The sequence below is a fragment of the Natronorubrum tibetense GA33 genome (genome assembly GCF_000383975.1).
In the GTDB taxonomy this organism is placed as follows: domain Archaea; phylum Halobacteriota; class Halobacteria; order Halobacteriales; family Natrialbaceae; genus Natronorubrum; species Natronorubrum tibetense.
This window is the reverse complement of record NZ_KB913017.1, coordinates 3,061,861-3,077,750: the sequence shown is the minus strand read 5'-3', so window position 1 is coordinate 3,077,750 and position 15,890 is coordinate 3,061,861. Positions and strand designations below refer to the sequence as shown.

Below are 15,890 nucleotides of genomic sequence, written 5' to 3'. Positions count from 1 at the left end.
AGTCGTCTCCCGGATCCGGCGTCGAGATGTTGCGTGGCGTCCGAACGCCGAGTGCGCCATCGGCGAGCCGATTCGCCCCCGTCACTCCTGCATTGCCGGCTCGTCGATCGGGGGCTCGAGCCGAACCGCGTAGAACAGGAGGCCAACGGCAAGACCCATCCCGGCGGCGAGTAGCCACCACGAACCGTGGTAGCCGACAGTGTCCGCAAGATAACCGAACGCCGGGGGAGCGACGACCGAGCCGATCACGAGCGAGAGTTGGCCGGCGGCGGTCGCCCCGCCCATCTCGTCGGCCGTGACCAGCGTCGCCATGTAGGAGTAGTAGATGCCGGTGTTTCCGAGCACGAAGAAGCCGAGGGCGGAGAAGGCGATGGCGGCGTTCAGCGCGCTGTCGGTCGCCGCGACGACGACGAACAGGACGGTCCCCGCGATGACCTGGACGAGCAGGATTGCCCCGATCCGGGTCTGCGGATCGCCGGGCAGGTTGTCGCTCAGCCAGCCCGTGACGACGCGGCCGACGCTCCCGAACAGCTGTACCAGCGCGAGCACCACGCCGCCGAAGGCCACCGACGCGCCGATATCCTCCTCGACGTAGAGGACGGTGTAGCCGGTCGTCGTAAAGAGCGCCGCGCCGAGGAAAAAGCCCGCCGCGACGAGCACCCGGTACGGGCGGTTGCGCGACAGTCGCCGAAAGTCCGGATACTCCGCCGCGCCGCCGTCGCCCGCGCCGCTGTAGAGGAGCGCGAAGAGGAGGGCAACGACGAACCCGACGCCCGCCGCGATCAGGAAGCCGGCTTGCCAAAAGAGCACGCCCGCCAATCCGGTCACGAGCAACGCGCTGATACCGCTGCCGGCGGTGACGCCGACCTGCTTGATTCCCAGCGCGAAGTTCTGGCGACCCGCGGGGATGCCGTCGTAGATCGCCTTGTTCGTCCCCGGAATCGCGGAGGCGTACATCGAGCCGAGGAAGAAGGCAGCCGCGAGCAACAGGGCGTAGGTGGGTGCGCCGGCGACCATCACGACGCCGGCCGCTAGTCCGACGAGGCCGAGCGTGAGCGACCGCTTCTCGCCGAAACGGTCGATCAGCGCGCCGACGGGGAGCAGACAGACCGCGTAGCCGAGCGTCAGCGCCGTCACCACGAACCCCACCGAGAGCCGGGAGAGCCCAAACTCGTCGCGAAAGAACGGCGTCGCCGCGAAGACCGTGTAGTAACAGATACTCGCCGACACCTGCCACAGCGACACGAGCGAGACTGTTCGCCAGTACGACCGATCCATCGACCGTCGCCTCTTTTCTCGAGTACGCGCTTTACTGTCCCGGTGGCGGAGAGACGTTCCGGCTCGCGACGCTGCTACCGTCGCACGGTTCCCCCGCTCACTCGCTGCCCCACTCGACACTCACTTGTCCCTCACTCGTCGTCCCACTCGCCGCCGACGCGGTCGACGCCCATCATGTTCTCGCCCGCGTGCTCGGTGAAGACGACCTTCATATTCTCGTCGGGAACGTCGAACGTCTCGCCGACGTATGCCATGGTCTCGAGTGCGAACGTGCGCTTGCGCTCGAACGGCCGGCCCCGTCGAATCTCAGCGTCGAGAAAGAGGAGCGGTCCGTCCACCGCGCGGCCCAGATGGAGGTCGGCCGACTCGCGGTCGCGGATCGTCACGGCGACGTGACCCGCGGTGGTCGACATCTCGTCGGTGTACAGTTCCGTTACTCGGCCCGCCAGCGCCGTTTTCTCGTCCCCGGTAAGCGACAGCGTCGTGTCGAACTGTAACAGCGGCATACCCCTATTTCATGGGGCGTCGGCTTGTGAATTCCGGCGGCTCGTCCGTCGTTCGAGTGACCCACCCATCGGATCGCGGACCCGTAATCGGAACTTATCGACGCTCGAGTATCCGGAAACGGCTGCTACTTGCTAGTTACTTATTGGATGGCTCGAGCAAACAACCCGTGAAAGCCGAGCCCGCTGACGAGACCGAACCGCGCGCTGACACCGAAGGAATTCAATGCCGAACTCAAAGCCCGACGACCGACTGACGGACCAGCTCTCGAACCGCGTTCGAACGGCCACGCAGCGGCTGTGGGCGTATCTGTGGCGGCTCAACGAACAGACGAAGGCGTACCTCACGCTCGACGGTCCCGCGATCGTCGAGGATATGGACAGCCTCTCCGCGGAGGAACGACGCCTCGCGCGGAAGGCCTTCGCGGACGGCGGTCGTGATCTCGGCGAGACCGCGGGAGACGGTCGGGACCGCGACGTCGACAGCGGTACCGACGATAGCGACACGACAACCGAACGCGGAGACGTTGGCGGTACCGGCGGTGACGGTGGCGGTACCGGCGGTGACGGTGGCGGTAATGGAGACGAAGAATCACCGTTCGACGTCGGCGGCTCGTACGGGCTTCGCCAGAAGATCGGCTTCGGCCTCGGACCCGTCTTGTTCGCACTTATTTTTCTCTCGCCGACGCCGGAGGGACTCACACCGGAAGGGCAAGCCGTTGCAGCCGTCACCGCGTGGGTCGCCGTCTGGTGGATGTCCGAAGCGATTCCGATCCCTGCGACGTCGTTGCTCCCGATTGTGTTGTTCCCGCTGACCGGCGCGCTTCCGGCCGCGGAGACGACGCCGTCCTACGCCAATCCGCTGATCTTCCTCTTTATGGGCGGCTTTTTCCTCGCGATGGCGATGCAGCGGTGGGGACTCCACCGACGCATCGCGCTCCGAACCATCAAAGCCGTCGGTACTGAACCCTCACGGCTCATCCTCGGGTTCATGCTCGCGACGGCGTTTCTCTCGATGTGGGTCTCGAACAGCGCGACGGTAATGATGATGGTCCCCATCGCGCTGGCGGTCATCTACCAGACCGCGGATCTGGTCGACGACAGCGACCTCGATATCGATACCACCGAGGGGAACTTCTCGTTCGGTATCGCACTCATGCTCTGTATCGCCTACGGTGCATCCGTCGGCGGGGTCGCGACGCTCATCGGCACGCCGCCAAACATCCTCTTTGCGGGGCAGGCTGGGGAACTCTTCGGCGAGAACATCAGCTTCGCCCAGTGGATGCTTTACGGCGTTCCCATCTCGGCGATCGGTCTCGTTGCAGTCTATATTCACGTCACTCGCATCGCGATGTCCCCGCAGTTCGACCAGCTACCGATCGGTGCGGGCACGATCGATCGACAGCTCTCCGATCTCGGCTCGATGAACAAACAGGAGCGACTGGTGCTCGTCGTCTTCGTCAGCATGGCATTCGCCTGGATCGGTGCCAGCTTGATCGGGCAGTTCGATTCCGCTCCGGCGTTCGTTCCCGGTGCGGTAGCGCTGTTCCTCGATCCGATTTTCGCGGTCCCGGTTCCCGATGACGCGGACACGGTCGTCGCTATCGGTGGTGCGATGGTGCTGTTCACACTGCCGACCACGACCGAGGACGGCGAGCACACGTTCCTGCTCGACTGGAGCAACGCCGTCGACATTCCGTGGGGCGTCATCCTCCTGTTCGGCGGCGGTCTCGCCATCGCTGCCGGCTTCGGTGACACCGGCCTCGCGGCCTGGATCGGCGAACAACTGCAAGCACTCGAGGGCGTCTCGATGGTGCTCATCCTGTTCTCCGTCGTTGCCATGACTATCTTCCTGACCGAGGTTACCTCGAACACGGCGACGACGGCGATGTTGATGCCTATCCTCGCTGGCGTCGCGGTCGGCATCGGCGTCCATCCCTTCGGGCTGATGATCGCCGCCGCGACCGCGGCTTCGTTCGCGTTCATGCTCCCGGTCGCGACGCCGCCGAACGCGATCGTTTTCGGCAGCGGATATATCACGCTGCCCCAGATGGTTCGCGTCGGAGTCGGTCTCAACGTGATTGGCATCATCCTGATCACGGCCGTCGCGCTCGTGTGGCTGCCCGTCGCCTGGGGCATCGACATCACGGCGCTTCCGACAGAGTTCGTCGAAGCGTGGGGCTCGTGACGACCGGTCGCTGACTCGAGTGCTCCGATTAGATGCGGGATTTCGGCCGAGAGGCCCCCATCGATTAGCGGTACACAGAACGCATCAATCGAGCAAACGGCTCGAGAAATTGCCAATGGAAACCACGTTCCGACTGGCTGGGAACCGGGTCTCCGGTTGATGCACTCCGCCGAATACGTCATGAATGAGACGGTATGTCAGACCACGACACCCCGGAACGAACGCAGACGGATGCAATCCTCGAGGCGCTCGAGGCGTCCAGTCCGGCGACGATCGCCGATCTCGCGACGGCTCTCGAGACACACCCCGTAACCGTCGAGCGCCGCTGCCGGTCCCTCCAGCGAGACGGCCATATCCGTCAGTGTACCGGTGGGGTGTACACGCTCGTCGAGACCGACACCGGCCGGCAGACAGCCCCCGCTGACGCCTCCTCGGACCGACACCGACCACCGAATCCCGCCGACTGACCGCCCCCGGGCGACCGAATCCGGTCGTCCCATAGCAGCGATTCCGATTACCGTCGCTCGAGGGCCGGATCGTCGACGGGTCGACGACTGTGTTCGCCGTCTCTTTTGCCGTCCCTGGCTGCCGACTCATCCAACACTTCGTTCGTCGCACACTCGAGGCAATAGTAGTTGTAGTCCGTCGACCGCGTGTAGACCGGCAGTCCCGCGAGCGCGTACTCCTCCCGGTAGCGCCGAACCAGTCCCCGCTCGACGCGGGAGTCACAGGCGATACAGCGTTCGTCGCAGTCTTCGTCGGGGCGGACGACCCGTCGATCGACTGACCGAACGCGGCCGAACGCCGACGGCGAGTGCCGACGGTTCAGTCGGCGACGCATCCCCGGATTGACGAAGATGCCGAGCGAAGCGACGACGAACCCGACGGCGAACAGTACTATCGCCAGCAGAGCGTTGCCGAGATGCGGCTCTGACGCGAGGAATCCGCTGATCGCGACGAAGGCGATCCCGATACCGAACACGACGGTCAGCCAGCCGGCGAGGGCATAACAGATCTCGGCGACCCGATCCGCGAGTTCGACCGCACCGGATCGTTTCGAAGACATTATCGAATACCCGCAATTCGCGGCCGGCTACTGTAAACGTTCTGTAACGAATTCGAGAGCGGCTCAGACCAGTTTTTGAAGCAACCGGTAGCCCGCGTCGCGGAGGGTTTCCGGCAGGAATCGAGCGTAGACGCCGTACTGGGCGAGCGGCCCGACCGGGTATCGGGCCGGCGGCTCGGGAGTCGTCGCGGACTCGAGAATTGCCTGCGCGATGTCCTTCGGCTCGGAGGCGAACGGCCCCCCGCTGCCGCCGCCGATCAGTTGCATCTCGTCGTACAGTTCGTACAGCGTCTCGTAGGCCGGTGTGCGCTCGCTCTCGGGCAGTTCCTCGCCGACACGGTCGGTGAAGTTCGTCTCGACCGGACCGGGTTCGATCACGGTAACGTCGATCCCGAACTCCTCGACCTCCGCGCGCAGCGAGTCGCTCATCGCCTCGAGAGCGTGTTTCGAGCCCGCGTACGCGCCCGAACCGGGGATCGAGATCCGGCCGACGACGCTCGAGACGTTGATGATCCGGCCGGCACCCTGGGCGCGCATGTGGGGCAACGCCGCGCGAACGAGTCGGTGCGGGCCGTAGACGTTGACGTCGAACTGGCGGTGGAGATCCGATGTCGAGATATCCTCCATCGGTCCCATCTGGGCGTAGCCCGCGTTGTTGACGACGCAGTCGATCGCGCCGGCGACGTCGACGACCCGTTCGACCGCCCGTGCGACCTGATCGGGATCGGTGACATCCAGCGCGAGGGTCGTACAGCCTGCCTCCTCGAGTGCCGTGATGTCGTCCGGATCGCGCGCCGTCGCGAAGACCTGCCAGTCGTTGGCGAGGAACGCTTCGGCGGTCGCCCGACCGATTCCCGAGGAGCAACCCGTGATCAGGACGCTCTTCTTGCGCGCGTAGCGGTCCTGATCGCTCGCGTCGTCGGTCGTGGTCTCGGACGCTGCGCGGTCGCTCGTGGTAGTGTCAGACGCTGTACGGTCGTCTGTATCGGTCTCAGACGACGTGTGATCGGGGGCGTCCGTCTCGGTCGCAGTCGATTCGGCCTCGCGATCCTCCTCGACGACGGTGCCGTCCGGCCCATCGTCGGCTTCCTCGACGTCCTCATCGGTGGCCATACGTGACGGGTTCGAGAGACGATACCTAAGTATCGACGGTTTGTCGCGCTGAACGTACTGTCCGGTTCAGCGATCGAGTTCCCCGTCGGCGCTGGGGGAGCATGGCTCGAGCACTGTAGCGGGTGGTGCCGGAGCGGTCCGTCGCTGTAGCGACAACGCGCGATCGATGATCGCTTCGGCAACTACTCGCCGACACCAGTTCACCCGGCCGATTTCGATCGGTGAACCGACGAGATGATTGATCAGCGTCGGTGACGTTCTCGATCACTAACCGGGAGCTATTCACTGCCGTGGTACTATATATCAGTCATGAGCACCTCGTCAGCGACCCGACCAGTGTTGGTCGCCGTCGGCAATCCCGACCGCGCCGAACAGTTGGTCCGAACGGCCGGTGATCTCGCTCGAGCGAGCGATAGTCCGGTCAAGATCGCTTCGGTCGTCGTCAAATCCCACGATTCGCCGTTTTCCGTCTACTCGGACGAGACGATCATCGACCAGTACGCGGGAAACAGTCGGGAGCTACTGGATAGGGCGATCGCCGTCGCGCCCGACGACGTCACCGTCGACGATGCACAGGTCGTCAGCCACTCGGTCTCCGAGGGCATCCTCGCGGCGGTCGAACAGACCAACGCACGGGCGCTCGTCGTCGGCTGGCAGGCCCGTGGAAGCCGAACCGACGCCGTTCTCGGATCGACGATCGATCGACTCATCGAACGCGCACCGTGTGACCTCTACGTCGAACGTATCGGTCACGAGGCAAACGGCGTCGACTCGATCCTGGTTCCGGTCGCGGGCGGCCCGCACGTCCGTCCAGCGGTCCGCGTCGCAGCCGCGATCGCCGCCCGCAACGACGCGACCGTCCACCTGGCGTCGGTCGTCGACAGGGAGACGGATTCGACCGCGGCCGGCGAGTACATCGATCAGGCCCGGGACGCTCTCGAGGACGCCACGGGACCTCCCGTTCGGTCGGAGTCTGCGACCTACGCTGGCAACGACGTCGCGACGGAACTGCTCGCAGTCGCCGCCGACCACGACATCATCGTGTTCGGCGCGACGCGTCAGGGGGCGCTTCAGCGCCGCCTCGTCGGCACGATTCCGCGGACGGTCACTCGTCAGACCGACAAGACGGTCATTCTCGCTCGCGACGGAGACGCCGTCGGCGGGTCGGTGCTCACCCAAATTCGACAGCTCCTGACTCCGTCGTAGCGACCGTCGATACCTCTCCGTCCCCACCTCCCTACCTCTCACGCCGTCTCGTCGACTTCCCGTTTTGCCTCATCGGCGTAGCCGTCGGCCAGTCGGACGGGTTCGGGGAGTTTGTAGGACGAGGCGAGCGCGAGCGCGATATCGGCCGCGGTTTCGGGACCGACGCGGTGGCCGGGGCTGACGTACAGCGGGTTGATGTACCGGTCCGGGGAGTCGTACTGGCGCGTCTGGACCGCGTAGCCGATCAGGGTGCCGTCGGGGCAGTCGACCCGCGAGTTCGCCTCGATCGGGACTCGAGTACCTGCCGGGAGGTTCTCGGTGTCCTCGCGCGGCGTCCCACAGAGCAGGCTCTTCGCGACGCCTACGGCTGGCACGTCCCGGATAACGCCGATGTGAGTCGCAATGCCGGCCTGCCGGAAGTGAATGCGGCCGCTGCCGTCGAAGAGGAAGAGGTCGGGGTCGACGGAGAGTCCCTCGAGCGCCTCGAGGATCGGTCCACCCTCGCGAAATGCGAGCAGGCCAGGGATGTAGGGAATCTCGAGCGGCGTCACCGCGTGGACGCGCTCGATCACTTCGCCGCCTTGCATCGCGACCACGGCGCTCAGCGCGCGGTCCTGGTCGCCCTCGGAATTCGTGAGGAAAGACTGGTCGACGCCCGCGACGATCGGCGGCTCGTCGGGGCTCGAGGCCGTCGCGAGCGGGTTCGAGAGCGCCGCCGGATCGAACGCGAAATCGTCCTCGAAGACCGCGGCGTCGGCGATTTCGCGCTGGAGGGCCTCCATGTCGTCGCGCTCGAGCGAGCCGTCGGGTGCGAGGTCCGGACGAGGTAGAGTCATCGATAGGGACGAGTTGGCAGCGGGTGAAAATCAGTGCCAGGGTTGTGAGAGGTTTCTCGAGTGTGTCCAGTGAGCGATGGGTGGTTAGAACCGACGGCGACCGCCGGGACCGCCAGGACCGCCGGGACCGCCGCCGCCGAGTTGGAGCTGGCTCGGCGCGCGAACGTTCTGAGTCCGCTTGATGTACTCCCCGTAGGCCAATCCGACGAGGAGGCCGATCAGGTGTGCCGCGTGGGCAATGTTGAACGCGCCTGCAGCGCCGCCGCCGATGAAACCGAGGCTGAGGATCGCAAAGCCGGCGGTCAGTATCCACAGCGGCATCGGGATCATGAAGAACAGGTAGACCCGGAGATTCGGGTTCAGGATCGTGATGACGCCCAGGATCGCGAGCGCGGCCCCGCTGGCCCCGAGGACGCTCGAGGGATCGCCCTGTGCCATCGAGATGCCGATCTGGCCGAGTCCAGCGAGGGCGCCGCTCACGACGAAAAGGATCGCCAACTTCAGCGAGCCGACGTAGCGCTCGACGAGGGGTCCGAAGAAGAATATCACGATGCTGTTGAACACGATGTGCATGAAGCCGCCGTGTGCGAAGACCGACGTGACCCACGTCCAGACGTACTCGATGTTCCACGAGGAGAGGACGAACAGGTCCTGGGCGACGCGCGGACCGGCGACGGCCTGCGTGATTAGCTGCGCGAGGAACGTGATCCACATCAGTGCCAGCAGCGTGTAGGTCATGTTCCCGCGGAAGTACGCGAGCGGTCCGCCCGCCCCCGTATCGATCGGGAGCTTGTCGGTCAGACTCGAGGCCTTCGATTTGCCCCCACCGCCGTTGACACTGTCGTCGAAGCCGCTGTCGAAGACCCCCTTCGGGTCGTTCCAGTTCTGGAGCCCCGTACAGTCGTGGTTCTCCGGCAGTCGGTGTTCACCACAGTAGGTGCCCCCGCAGTGCCGACAGTTGTAGGGCATGCTTTCGTCTTTCCCACACACGTCGCACTTCGCCATTGACCGGGGGTATGTGTGGCACCGCTAAGGGATTTGGGGTTCGTCACTCGCACTGAATCGCGCCTCGAATGGTGGGCTTACATCCGCGCTCGCGACAGTTTTTCGTCCCTAACAGTTCGACCGGGCTAGCAGTCACAGCTTGAACTCCGTTCGGTTCGTTCGTTCGACCGAACACCGTCGAACCCGATCGGCTCGAGCGCAGTCGAAACGGAGCGGCGGCCCACTCTGCCGGGGACGAACTGTACATTTTTGCCCTCCCAACCCGGATATCGAGGCGTGCAAGCATACGAGCGCAAGCAGCTGCTCGAGCGGGTCGAGCGCGATGGCGCGACCGTCGGCGCGGACATCCCCGAGACGATCACCGTCCAGGGTGAGGCGATCGACCTCCGGACGTTCGTCTTCGAGATCAAGCGCCGCGAGACGGTCCCGGCCGGCGAGCGCGACCGCGTCGAGCAGGCGAAAAAGAACCTGCGCCGCGAACGGAACGATCGCCTCGAGGCCATCGAGGAAGGCGACATCACCCGCGCGGAAGGCGAGGAACTCGCCCAGAGCATCATCGGCATCGACCGCGCACTGAACGCCTTGGAGAGCCTCGGCCCAACGGATCTCGAGCGCGAACAGAAAGCCCAGCAGGCCGCCGACCGAAAGCGCTGGATGTCGTTCCTGAAGCAGGCCCTCGGCGACGACGACGGCAGCACTCGAGGGGGACGATAATGGCGACCAACGCCGAAATCGCCGGCCGCTTCGAGGAGTTCGCCGACCTGCTCGCGGCCGACGACGTCGAGTACAAACCCCGCGCCTATCGACGCGCGGCCGAGAACATCCAGGCCCACCCCGTGCCGATCGGGGATCGGGTCGAAGCCGGAGACGAGCAGATTCTCGAGGAAATCGACGGCGTCGGCGACGCCATCGCGTCGAAGGTCGTCGAGTACGTCGAAACCGGCTCGATCGAGGAACTCGAGGAACTCCGCGAGGAGTTGCCGATCGACATCGCCGATATCACCAGAATCGAAGGCGTCGGCCCCAAAACGGCGGGGAAACTCTACCGCGAACTCGGTGTGCAGACGTTGGACGACCTCGAGGAAGCCGCCGAGGCCGGCGAGATTCGGGAGATCAAGGGCTTCGGCCCGAAGACGGAAGAGAACATCCGCGAGGGAATCGAGTTCGCCCGCGAGGTCGGCCAGCGTCACCTCCTCGGTGAGGGGCGACCGCTCGCCGACGACGTGCTCGCCTTCCTCGAGTCCCTCGAGGCCGTCGAGCGCTGCGAAGTGGCAGGCTCGATCCGGCGTTGGCGGGAGACCATCGGAGACGTGGACGTGCTCGTCGGGACCGAGGTTGGCGAGGACGTGATCGAGTCGTTCGTCGACTGGGAGTCGGTCGACAGCGAGATCGAGTCCGGCCCTGAGAAGGCGAGCGTCCGCGTCGGCGAGATCCGGGTCGATCTGCGGGTCGTCGTCCCTGAGGAGTTTGGCTCCGCGCTCCAGTACTTCACGGGAAGTAAGGACCACAACGTCCGCCTGCGAAACTACGCGATCGCCCGCGATATGAAGTTAAACGAGTACGGCGCGTTCGACGTGAGTACCGTCGACGACCCCGAATCTGACCAGCGCGTCGGCGAGCGTGTCGCTGGTGAAACGGAAGCGGGGATGTACGAAGCCCTCGGCTTGCCGTGGATTCCGCCGGAACTTCGCGAGGACCGCGGCGAGATCGCCGCCGCCGAGAGCGGCGACCTGCCCGACCTCATCACTCGAGACGATATCCGCGGCGACCTCCACACCCACACCGAGTGGTCCGACGGCAACACGAGTATCGAGGCGATGGTCGACGCCGCCGCGGCGCTGGACTACGAGTTCTACGGCGTCGCGGACCACGCGGAAGGCCCCGGTATCGTCGGCGGGATGGGACTCTCAGACACCGAAATTCTCGAGCAGATCGAACAGGTCCGCGAGGCTGCCGCCGCGAGTGAGATTGCGGTCTTTGCCGGCATCGAAGCCAACGTCGACGCCGACGGCGAGATCGGTCTCACCGACGAGGTAATCGAGGCGCTGGACGTGATCGTCGCCTCGCCCCACAGCGCGCTCGATCAGGATGCGGGGACGGCCACCGAACGGCTCGTCCGCGCGATCGAGAACCCCGCGGTCGACGTGCTGGGCCACCCCAGCGGTCGCCTGCTCAACGAGCGCTCCGGACTGGAGTTCGACGCACGGCGACTCGGCGAAGCCGCTGCGGAACACAACACCGCCCTCGAGATCAACGCCAACCCGCGCCGACTCGACCTCTGGGGGAGCGCCGTCCAGGCCGCCCTCGAGGAGGGTGCACCCATCTCGGTCAACACCGACGCCCACCAGCCCTCGACGCTCGAGTACATGCGCTGGGGCGTCCACACCGCCCGTCGGGGCTGGGCTGAACCCGCGGACGTGATCAACACGTGGGCGCTCGAGGACCTGCGCGAGTTCCTGCACTGATCGACGACCGCTTTGGCACTGGCTCCCATCACATGCGCCTGCTCCTCGACGTCATGTGCGGTGGCGTGGTCTCCTATCTGCGGATGTGCAACCACGACACCGTCTACGCCGGCGACCGCGGGCTCGAGGCCGACGACGCGTTGCTCGCGGTCGCTCGAGCCGAAGATCGGACCCTCGTCACGAGAGACGTCGCGCTCGCAAACCGCGCGGACGATTCGATTCTGCTCGAGTCGCGCGACGTCGAGACCCAACTGGCGGAACTCGCGGATGCGAGAGTAGAGCTGACGCTCGCCGACGAACCCGCGTTCTGCGGCCGGTGCAACGGACCGCTTGAGAGAATCGATCGAACGGCGTCGACACCAGAGTACGCGCCTGAGCCCTGCGACATCGATATCTGGTACTGCCAAGCGTGTGGCCAGCACTTCTGGCGAGGGAGCCACTGGGAACGGGTCGCGGACACGCTGGCGAAGATCAAAGGGGGCGACAAAGCGTCGAGCGCGGACGGTAACTGAACGGTCGCGGTCTCTGCACCGTGATTCGATTCTCGATTCAGCACGAACACGACATCGAGGGTCGTCCGACACTCCTCGATCGTCCCGTCCTGAACCTCGGCCATCTGCGATTCGACTTCGACGCCGGTGATGTTCTCGAGCGTCTGATCCACGTCGTCGGTTTCGTTCTGTGCGGCGTCTTCGCACTGGACACACCCGTCAGGAATCGAGTGGCCGTACTGACCCAAACCGTTTCAGGTCTCGCCGTCGAACGCTTCGGAGGCCATGCCGGACGACACCAATCAGCTCGACCGAGCCGGAAAACAGGCGGCCTACATTACCAACGAGTGGAGCGACGACCCCGCGATCATGCAAACGCAGGCACTTTGCTACGTCGGGGTGCAACTCGAGCGAATCGCGGACGCCCTCGAGGAAGAGCAGTAGCCGGGAATCGCCCGTTCATACTGTCGGACAGAACTATTGTGAAAATTCGCCGCTCCCGTCCGGCGAATTCTCTTCATTAACTTCTGTCCGACAGTATCAGTAGACGGAGACATCGTCGAACCGACCGTTGTACGCGATGTGATCCGGATGCGTTGGCTCGGTTCCCGAGAGAAAGAGTCGGTCGATCTTCTCCCACGTGTTCTCGTAACAGAGATGGGCGAGTTCGCTCGCGGTCGTTCGCCATCGCTGCCGGCCGGTGTGGTGGATGACGCGCCGGGAAACGCCGTCGGCGAGTGCACTCGCGAGGTCGGCCTCGGAGTCGATCTCGGTCTCGAACAGGGTGTAGGCGACGCCGACCGTGCTCGGGAGGTGGGCGTACGACGACGTAAACGGCGGGAGTTCGAACAGGTCGGCCAACTCGCGCGCCCGTCGGTTGTGCGACGGGAGATGTTTCGGGTTGAAGATTTCGACCGCGTCGATGGCGTCTCGATACTGACGGAGATCCGCTTCGGTAAGGCTCACCGTCGCGAACTCCGGATGCGGAGCCAACACGGCCGCTCCCTGTCGCTCGAACTCCGCCATCGCGGCCTCGAGCGGGATGAAGTCCGGCACCGGCTCCTCGAGACCGATCGCCAGGACGTGCTTTCGATCGCGCCACGAGCCGGTGAACACCTCGCGTGCGGGGACGACCAGCAGGTCGTCGCTCGAGAAGTGGTTCGCTCGACGCCGAATCTCCGGTAATCGGGTGAAGTGTGGCGCGTAGACGATGGCGTCGAGACCGGCGGCGATCGCTCGCTCGACGACCGACTCGTCGAGCACCTTCACGTGACAGTCGACTCGGCTTTCCACAGCGGTACCCTCGCTCACGAGAACCTTTTTCGAGACCGCCGAGTTATGAATTCTGATTCGGCGGCCAGCCAAGGGTTCCCTTGATGACGGCGACGATCGGCTCGACCGGTTCGTCGGACTCGAGCGCGAGGAGAAGTGCGTCTTCGTCCACGTAGATACACAACAGCTTCAGAGCGTCCATGGACGTTGCGATGTACTCGATTCGTTCGGCGGTCGGAAACAGCGCGTTCCGGAAGAGTTCGATCTGCATGAAGTCCATGTGGACGTGGGTGTGGAGCCGCTCGAAGTGTCCGAGCATCTCGTCGCTGCTGTCCTAGAGCGGACCGGAAACGGTGTGCTGGACGGCACGGTGGACGCTGTCGGCGTCGAAAGCGGAGCGCACCAAGTAATTCGTAGCGGGCATAGTTCCTCCTGGAGCCGGCCCGTTGAAGCCCTATCGGGCGCGGAGCCACGTTGGGAGACGACCGGTAACTATCGAATCGGCTGCGAAAGGATCATTAGGCCGGCCGCTCGATAGTTTCAGTGAGAGTGAATGGCCTGGGAATGCGGCATCGACGGCTGCGGAGCGGTGTTCGAGGACGTCGAATCGACCGTCGTCCATCAGGCGACGGAGCACGAGCGACGGGAGTGTAAGGTCTGTGGTACCGTTGTTCCTGACGGCTACCTCGCGATCCGACACGCCTTCACCGAGCACAGTCGCGCCGAATACGTTCGCGCCTACGGTGCGGATTCCGAAGACGTGCGAAGTCGGGAGGACCTCTTAGCGGAGATCGAAAATGAGGCGGATATGGAAGCGATCGCCCGCGAACTGAAACGATAGTCCGGTCGTTTCACCGGCACTGACGCGGTTCTCACTCGCCACGACCAGCCATCGTTTCTCGAGGCGGCGACACCTGTCGAACGTCGAGAAACACGTCCCCAAGTGACCTCCCATCTCGCCGTCGAAAACCAGTATATAACCGATTGCCATCTTATGGGCCGTGCGCTACGTCGAGGTTACGATCCCGACCGGCCGAAAGGAGGCGGTTCTCGGGATCCTCGAGGACGAGGAGATCGACTACGTCGTCAGCGACGAGATCAGCGGGCGTGACTACGTCGCCGTCGTCCGGTTCCCCCTCCCAGGTGAGGCCGTCGAGGGGGTTCTCGACCGGTTGACCGGGGCCGGAATCAGCGACGACGCGAGTATCGTCGTCATCGACACCGAAACGATTCTGTCCGACGACTTCGCACGGCTCAAAGCACAGTACGACAGCGACGGCTCCGTCGACGGCCGCATTTCGAGACAAGAGTTACAGACGAGAGCGGGGGATCTGACCCCCTCGTTCGCCGTCTATGCGACGATGACGTTCATCAGCGCGCTCGTCGCGACGGCCGGACTGTTACTGGATTCGCCGGCCGTCGTCGTTGGCTCTATGGTGATCGCACCGTTGATCGGTCCGGCGCTGGCCGCGAGCATCGGCACCGTCATCGCCGATCCCGAACTCCGATCCACTGGCCTCACCTACCAGTTCGGCGGGCTCGGTATCGCGGTCGTCGGCTCGATCTTGCTCGCCGGTCTCGCCCGGCTGGCCGGCCTCGAGCCGGCGGGAATCGACATCGTCGCCGTCGCGGAACTGGAAGAGCGGGTCGCGCCGAACCTACTCGCGCTGGTCATCGCACTCGGTGCCGGCGTCGCGGGCATCCTGAGTCTGACGCGAGAGCTCTCGGAGGCGATCGTCGGCGTGATGATCGCCGCGGCGCTGATTCCACCCGCTGCAGCCGTCGGAATCGCCCTCGCCTGGGGGATGTACGGTGCGGCTGCTGGAGCGCTCATCCTCGTGCTCGTCAACGCTCTGTCGATCAACCTCGCGGCACTGGTGACTCTCTGGAGTGGCGGATATCGGCCGACAGGACTGTTCGCTGTCTCTACTGCCCGTCGACAGACGCTTACGTTTGCGGCCGTCCTCGGACTGATTATGGTGCTCTTGCTGGTTCCGCTCGTCAGCGCGACGGTCGTCGACGTTCGCGCCACGCAACTCGAGTCGGACGTCGAAACCGGCGTCGACACCGTTCTCGCCGATTCGGAGTACGACACCTTCGAGGCCGAGACGGTAACGGTCGAACTCGACGACGACTACCCACTTCGGTCGATCGACACGGTCGTCGTCACCATCACCGGTCCCGAAACTGACCTCGATCCGGCCCTGTCCGAACGACTCGTGGCGGCGATCGAGCCACACACCGAAGCACCGGTCGAGGTCAAAATCCAGATGGTTACCACACACGAGACGACAGTAGGAACTGATCGTAGCCACTGAACGTCAGTACACAGTAATCGACGCATGACCGTGTGTGCATAGTTACAGTTGGTACTATAATCGGCCGCCAAAGAACATGCTCGAACAGCCGTCGGCCAGTTGCCGGTTCGGCTGACCGTTGGGGAACTGGCCCGAGAGGACGGGTAACG

The 15,890-nt window shown here is 64.6% G+C and carries 17 protein-coding genes and 1 pseudogene; 9 read left to right on the top strand and 9 right to left on the bottom strand.

The annotated features are described in order from the left end of the window. Positions 1 to 81: 81 nt before the first annotated feature. Complete coding sequence (locus tag NATTI_RS0115955; RefSeq protein WP_006090534.1) at positions 82 to 1,278, bottom strand: MFS transporter; 1,197 nt, start codon at positions 1,276 to 1,278, stop codon at positions 82 to 84. A gap of 131 nt (positions 1,279 to 1,409) precedes the next feature. Further along, on the bottom strand, positions 1,410 to 1,784 hold the full coding sequence (locus NATTI_RS0115950) for a hypothetical protein (protein WP_006090533.1): 375 nt from the start codon (positions 1,782 to 1,784) through the stop codon (positions 1,410 to 1,412). Between the two features lie 223 nt (positions 1,785 to 2,007). On the opposite strand from NATTI_RS0115950, the gene NATTI_RS0115945 reads away from it, so the two are divergent. After that, positions 2,008 to 3,969, top strand: a complete 1,962-nt coding sequence (locus NATTI_RS0115945; protein ID WP_006090532.1) for an SLC13 family permease — start codon at positions 2,008 to 2,010, stop codon at positions 3,967 to 3,969. Positions 3,970 to 4,163: 194 nt separating this feature from the next. Then, positions 4,164 to 4,436: a helix-turn-helix domain-containing protein gene (locus NATTI_RS0115940; RefSeq protein WP_006090531.1), complete on the top strand. Its 273-nt coding sequence runs from the start codon at positions 4,164 to 4,166 to the stop codon at positions 4,434 to 4,436. 47 nt (positions 4,437 to 4,483) lie between these two features. Here NATTI_RS0115940 and NATTI_RS0115935 read toward each other — a convergent pair whose 3' ends face one another. Continuing rightward, the gene (locus NATTI_RS0115935) at positions 4,484 to 5,035 is read right to left on the bottom strand and encodes a hypothetical protein (RefSeq protein ID WP_006090529.1); all 552 of its coding nucleotides are present in this window, start codon (positions 5,033 to 5,035) and stop codon (positions 4,484 to 4,486) included. Positions 5,036 to 5,098: 63 nt separating this feature from the next. Then, the gene (locus NATTI_RS0115930) at positions 5,099 to 6,148 is read right to left on the bottom strand and encodes an SDR family oxidoreductase (protein WP_006090527.1); all 1,050 of its coding nucleotides are present in this window, start codon (positions 6,146 to 6,148) and stop codon (positions 5,099 to 5,101) included. 309 nt (positions 6,149 to 6,457) lie between these two features. Here NATTI_RS0115930 and NATTI_RS0115925 point away from each other — a divergent pair, with 309 nt between their 5' ends. After that, positions 6,458 to 7,354 (top strand): universal stress protein, encoded by an 897-nt coding sequence (locus tag NATTI_RS0115925; RefSeq protein ID WP_193787790.1) that lies wholly within the window; start codon positions 6,458 to 6,460, stop codon positions 7,352 to 7,354. Between the two features lie 38 nt (positions 7,355 to 7,392). Here the strand turns inward: NATTI_RS0115925 and NATTI_RS0115920 are convergent, their stop codons facing one another. Together NATTI_RS0115920 and NATTI_RS0115915 are read right to left on the bottom strand one after the other, a co-directional pair. Beyond that, on the bottom strand, positions 7,393 to 8,190 hold the full coding sequence (locus NATTI_RS0115920; protein WP_006090523.1) for an endonuclease V: 798 nt from the start codon (positions 8,188 to 8,190) through the stop codon (positions 7,393 to 7,395). An 84-nt stretch (positions 8,191 to 8,274) separates the two neighbouring features. Next, a complete protein-coding gene (locus tag NATTI_RS0115915) occupies positions 8,275 to 9,195 on the bottom strand; it encodes a rhomboid family intramembrane serine protease (protein ID WP_081603663.1) in 921 nt (306 codons plus the stop codon). Between the two features lie 276 nt (positions 9,196 to 9,471). On the opposite strand from NATTI_RS0115915, the gene NATTI_RS0115910 reads away from it, so the two are divergent. Genes NATTI_RS0115910 through NATTI_RS0115900 form a run of 3 tightly spaced genes read left to right on the top strand, consistent with a single transcriptional unit; the run spans position 9,472 to position 12,172 of the window. Beyond that, positions 9,472 to 9,909: a DUF5788 family protein gene (locus NATTI_RS0115910; protein WP_006090514.1), complete on the top strand. Its 438-nt coding sequence runs from the start codon at positions 9,472 to 9,474 to the stop codon at positions 9,907 to 9,909. Continuing rightward, on the top strand, positions 9,909 to 11,660 hold the full coding sequence (gene polX / locus NATTI_RS0115905) for a DNA polymerase/3'-5' exonuclease PolX (protein WP_006090512.1): 1,752 nt from the start codon (positions 9,909 to 9,911) through the stop codon (positions 11,658 to 11,660). The genes NATTI_RS0115910 and polX overlap by 1 nt, the downstream gene beginning before the upstream one ends. 32 nt (positions 11,661 to 11,692) lie before the next feature. Continuing rightward, positions 11,693 to 12,172 (top strand): Mut7-C RNAse domain-containing protein, encoded by a 480-nt coding sequence (locus tag NATTI_RS0115900; RefSeq protein ID WP_006090510.1) that lies wholly within the window; start codon positions 11,693 to 11,695, stop codon positions 12,170 to 12,172. 50 nt (positions 12,173 to 12,222) lie between these two features. On the opposite strand, the pseudogene NATTI_RS27340 reads toward NATTI_RS0115900, so the two are convergent. Further along, positions 12,223 to 12,399 (bottom strand): annotated as a pseudogene (locus NATTI_RS27340) (dodecin domain-containing protein); the annotation flags it as partial. Between the two features lie 37 nt (positions 12,400 to 12,436). On the opposite strand from NATTI_RS27340, the gene NATTI_RS26585 reads away from it, so the two are divergent. Further along, positions 12,437 to 12,595 (top strand): hypothetical protein, encoded by a 159-nt coding sequence (locus NATTI_RS26585; protein ID WP_006090507.1) that lies wholly within the window; start codon positions 12,437 to 12,439, stop codon positions 12,593 to 12,595. Between the two features lie 96 nt (positions 12,596 to 12,691). Here the strand turns inward: NATTI_RS26585 and NATTI_RS0115890 are convergent, their stop codons facing one another. Both NATTI_RS0115890 and NATTI_RS0115885 read right to left on the bottom strand, forming a co-directional pair. Next, positions 12,692 to 13,444 (bottom strand): PHP-associated domain-containing protein, encoded by a 753-nt coding sequence (locus tag NATTI_RS0115890; RefSeq protein WP_019991947.1) that lies wholly within the window; start codon positions 13,442 to 13,444, stop codon positions 12,692 to 12,694. 43 nt (positions 13,445 to 13,487) lie between these two features. Next, complete coding sequence (locus tag NATTI_RS0115885) at positions 13,488 to 13,742, bottom strand: hypothetical protein (RefSeq protein WP_006090504.1); 255 nt, start codon at positions 13,740 to 13,742, stop codon at positions 13,488 to 13,490. 234 nt (positions 13,743 to 13,976) lie between these two features. Here NATTI_RS0115885 and NATTI_RS0115880 point away from each other — a divergent pair, with 234 nt between their 5' ends. Beyond that, a complete protein-coding gene (locus NATTI_RS0115880) occupies positions 13,977 to 14,264 on the top strand; it encodes a DUF7565 family protein (RefSeq protein WP_006090503.1) in 288 nt (95 codons plus the stop codon). A gap of 160 nt (positions 14,265 to 14,424) precedes the next feature. Then, complete coding sequence (locus NATTI_RS0115875) at positions 14,425 to 15,741, top strand: TIGR00341 family protein (protein ID WP_006090499.1); 1,317 nt, start codon at positions 14,425 to 14,427, stop codon at positions 15,739 to 15,741. Positions 15,742 to 15,890 lie beyond the last annotated feature (149 nt).